The 3,692-nt window shown below is 31.6% G+C and carries 3 protein-coding genes; 2 read left to right on the top strand and 1 reads right to left on the bottom strand.

Going from position 1 to position 3,692, the window contains the following annotated elements; all coding sequences use genetic code 11:
- Nucleotides 1-60 precede the first annotated feature (60 nt).
- Entirely contained in the window at nt 61-990 is a 930-nt protein-coding gene (gene pfkB, locus VK071_00675) for a 1-phosphofructokinase (protein ID HLR33829.1), read from the top strand.
- 104 nt (nt 991-1,094) lie between these two features.
- On the opposite strand, the gene VK071_00680 is transcribed toward pfkB, so the two are convergent.
- A complete protein-coding gene (locus VK071_00680) occupies nt 1,095-1,808 on the bottom strand; it encodes a 4Fe-4S binding protein (protein HLR33830.1) in 714 nt (237 codons plus the stop codon).
- Nucleotides 1,809-2,139: 331 nt separating this feature from the next.
- On the opposite strand from VK071_00680, the gene VK071_00685 reads away from it, so the two are divergent.
- A partial coding sequence (locus VK071_00685; GenBank protein ID HLR33831.1) for an amidohydrolase occupies nt 2,140-3,692 on the top strand: 1,553 nt, incomplete at its 3' end.

Below are 3,692 nucleotides of genomic sequence, written 5' to 3' on the forward strand. Positions count from 1 at the left end.
GTAAAAAATAAAATTAAAATGTGTGGTAGTGAAAATAAGGGATTGTAAAGGGGTGACAATGTGATTTTAACAGTAACCTTAAATCCTTCTATAGATAGAAGATATTTTGTAAAGGATTTTCATAAAGATAAAGTATTCAGAACAAATGAAGTGCAATATACTCCAGGAGGTAAAGGTTTAAATGTATCAAGAGTAATAAATAAATTTAAGGAGCCAGTAATAGCTACAGGAGTTTTAGGAGGATTAAGTGGTCAGTTTATAATTGAAAAGTTAGATGAATTAGAAATAGAAAATGACTTTGTAAAAATAAAAGCCAATACTAGGAGTTGCATAGCTATACTTTCAGATGATGAAAGTCAAACAGAGATTCTTGAACCAGGCCCTAAAATTTCTCAAAATGAATTAGGTGACTTTTATAAAACTTATGAAAAGCTGGTGGATAAAAGTGAAATCATCTGTGGTTCAGGAAGCATTCCTCAAAATGCACCAGTAGACATTTATAAAAGATTAATAGAAATTGCAAGAGAAAAAAATAAAAAGTTTATTTTAGATACTAGTGGAGAAACTTTAAGAGAAGGTATAAAAGCATCACCTTATATGATTAAACCCAATGAAGAAGAATTGGAAAGTATAATAGGCCATTCTATTAATACAGAAAGAGAGCTTCTAGAAGCTATAAAGGGTATACAAGAATATGGTGTAAAATTAATAATTGTATCCCTAGGAGCTGAAGGATCAGTAGTATGTTATGAAGATAAAACATATAAAGTCGAGGCGCCTAAAATTAAAGCTATAAATCCAGTGGGTTCAGGAGACTCAATGGTTGCAGGTATTGCAGTAGGATTGAGTAGAGGCTATGATTTTGAGAAGATGATAAAACTCGCTACATCTTGTGGAACAGCCAATGCAATGGAAAAAGAAACAGGCAAAGTAAATATTAACAATGTAGAAAAACTGATGGAAGAAGTAAAAATGGTAAGAATAGGATAAAAACTGAGTCACTCAGGACCGTCCCTACTGACTCAAAATTTGAGTCACCGGGGACGGTCCTTACTGACTCACAAAGTGAGTCATTTAAGACCGTCCCTACTGACTCATTCTAAACTAAGTAATCCCTTAGGACATTTATTTATACAAGTAGAACATTTAATACATGTTTCATTATTAAATTGATTATTTTTATTAAACTCTTTATGAGGTGTTAGTTGCATTGGACAAACTCTAGAACATAGTCCACAAGATAAACATAAGTCTTTATCGGAAATTGTAACTTTCACATCTGTTTTTTTATTGATACCTATTAACTTACCTATCTTATATCCTATAGTTTGCATCGTACCCATTGGACAAATTTGGCACCAAGATCTAGGAGTGTTAATAATACTTAAGCTTCCTCCAACAATAAGAACCATTAAATAGCTACTTACAAAAACTAATCCTAACTTATCCCAAAAAGCTTCAGTACCTTTATAAGAAAAGACTTGGATAAATTTTTTAGTCATATTTATACCAAAGAATAAAAATACTGTAATAATCATTATTTTAGATTTTAAAGCTTTAAAAATCATTCCGTTCTTACTTATAGGTAATAAAAACTTATCAAAGAAACTTCCATGAGCACAAAAATTTCCACACCAATAACGACCTCTAAAAATAGACATTATTGTTAATGATAACATTATAGGTATAACTAAAAGGCCTAATTTAGGGTACCAAATGCCGCCCATAGCAACTAATACAGTTAAAATCCATGCATATTCTCTAACTTTTGTAAATATACGATTAGTCTTAATATTATAATTCTCCAATAGAAATCCTCCCTTAAAACATTTAAATACCCCATGGGGGTATATGTTAATTTATTATATTCAAATAGAATTGTTTTGTCAACAGATATAGAAGATAATAGATAAATGAAATCCCATTAGTAGGGGAACTTTAATAAAAGTCAGTTATCGATGAATCACCTAAGAACACCCCTGGCGACTCATTTTTTATGATATAATATTGAAAAATTCATATATATATATATTGGTGAAGTTAAGTTGATAAAAGTGGAAAGGGATAGGGGTGCTGCCGGTGAGTCACTCAGGACCGTCCCTACTGACTCATGAATAGAAAATATAAAGGGGTGTCGTCATGGAGAGGATTTTAATAAATGGGAAAATAGCCTTAATAGATTCAAAAGATACATCTTGGGCTGAAGCTGTAGCTATAAAGAATGGAAAGATTATAAAAGTAGGCACTAATGAAGAAATATTATCACTTAAAGAAAAAGAAACAGAAATAATAGATTTAAAGGGAAAATTAGTATTACCCGGATTCAATGACAGTCATATGCATTTATTAGGTTATGGTTATACCCTAGAAGCAGTAGATTTAAGTGGAGCAGCATCTATTGACCAAATAATAAATACAACCAGAGAATTTATACTAGATAACTTTATTAAAAAAGGTAATTGGGTTGTAGGAAGAGGATGGAACCATGATTATTTTATTGATGGAAATAGGTTTCCTACTAGATATGATTTAGATAAGATATCTACAGAATATCCTATAATTCTAATTAGGGTTTGTGGACATGTTTTAATAACTAATAGTAAAGCCTTAGAAATAGCAGGTATAGACAAAAACACTCCACAAGTTGAAGGAGGAGAGTTTGACCTAGACAAAAACGGTGAGCCTCTAGGTATTTTTAGAGAAAATGCTATGTATTTAGTAAGAAATAAAATGCCAGAACCAACAGTAGCAGAAATTAAAGCTATGCTTTTAAATGCGATAAAGGAGCTTAATTCTTATGGTATAACTTCAGTTCAAACAGATGATTTTGAGGTTGTACCAGGAAGGAACTATGAAAATATTATAAAAGCATATAAAGAATTAGAAGATGAAGGAAAATTGACCTTAAGAGTATATGAGCAGTGCCTATTACCAAATATGGATAGGTTAAATCCATTTTTGCAGAAAGAATACAGGACGGGATCGGGTAATGAATATTTTAAAATAGGACCATTAAAATTATTAGTAGATGGTGCCTTAGGAGCAAGAACAGCTGCCTTAACTAAACCTTATAATGACTGTCCAGAAACTTCTGGGATACCAATATATAGCCAAAAAGAATTAGATGACCTTATAGAAAAAGCTCATGATTATGACATGCAAATAGCAATTCATTGTATAGGGGATAAGGCAATGTACATGGCTTTTGAGTCAATAGAAAAGGTACTAGCTAAAAATCCAAAAGATGATCATCGTCATGGAATAGTTCATTGTCAAATAACTGATGAATACTTACTAAATAAGTTTAAGGAATTAAATGCTATCGCTTATATCCAACCAATATTTTTAGACTATGATTGGAAAATAGCTGAAGATAGAGTAGGAAAAGAATTATTAGAAACCTCATATAATTGGAAAACACTTTTAAATAAAGATGTACATATAGCCTGTGGTTCCGATGCACCAGTTGAAAATTTTAATGTGCTCTATGGAATTTATGAAGCAGTTACAAGAAAAGATTTAACAGGCAAGCCAGAGGAAGGCTGGCTACCAGAACAAAAGTTAACAGTAGAAGAAGCTGTATATGGGTATACTAAAGCTGGAGCCTATGCTTCCTTCGAAGAAGATATAAAGGGTTCTATAGAAGAAGGAATGTTAGCAGACTTAGTAGTTCTTTCAGACAATATATTTGA

This window comes from Tissierellales bacterium (genome assembly GCA_035301805.1).
Taxonomy (GTDB): domain Bacteria; phylum Bacillota; class Clostridia; order Tissierellales; family DATGTQ01; genus DATGTQ01.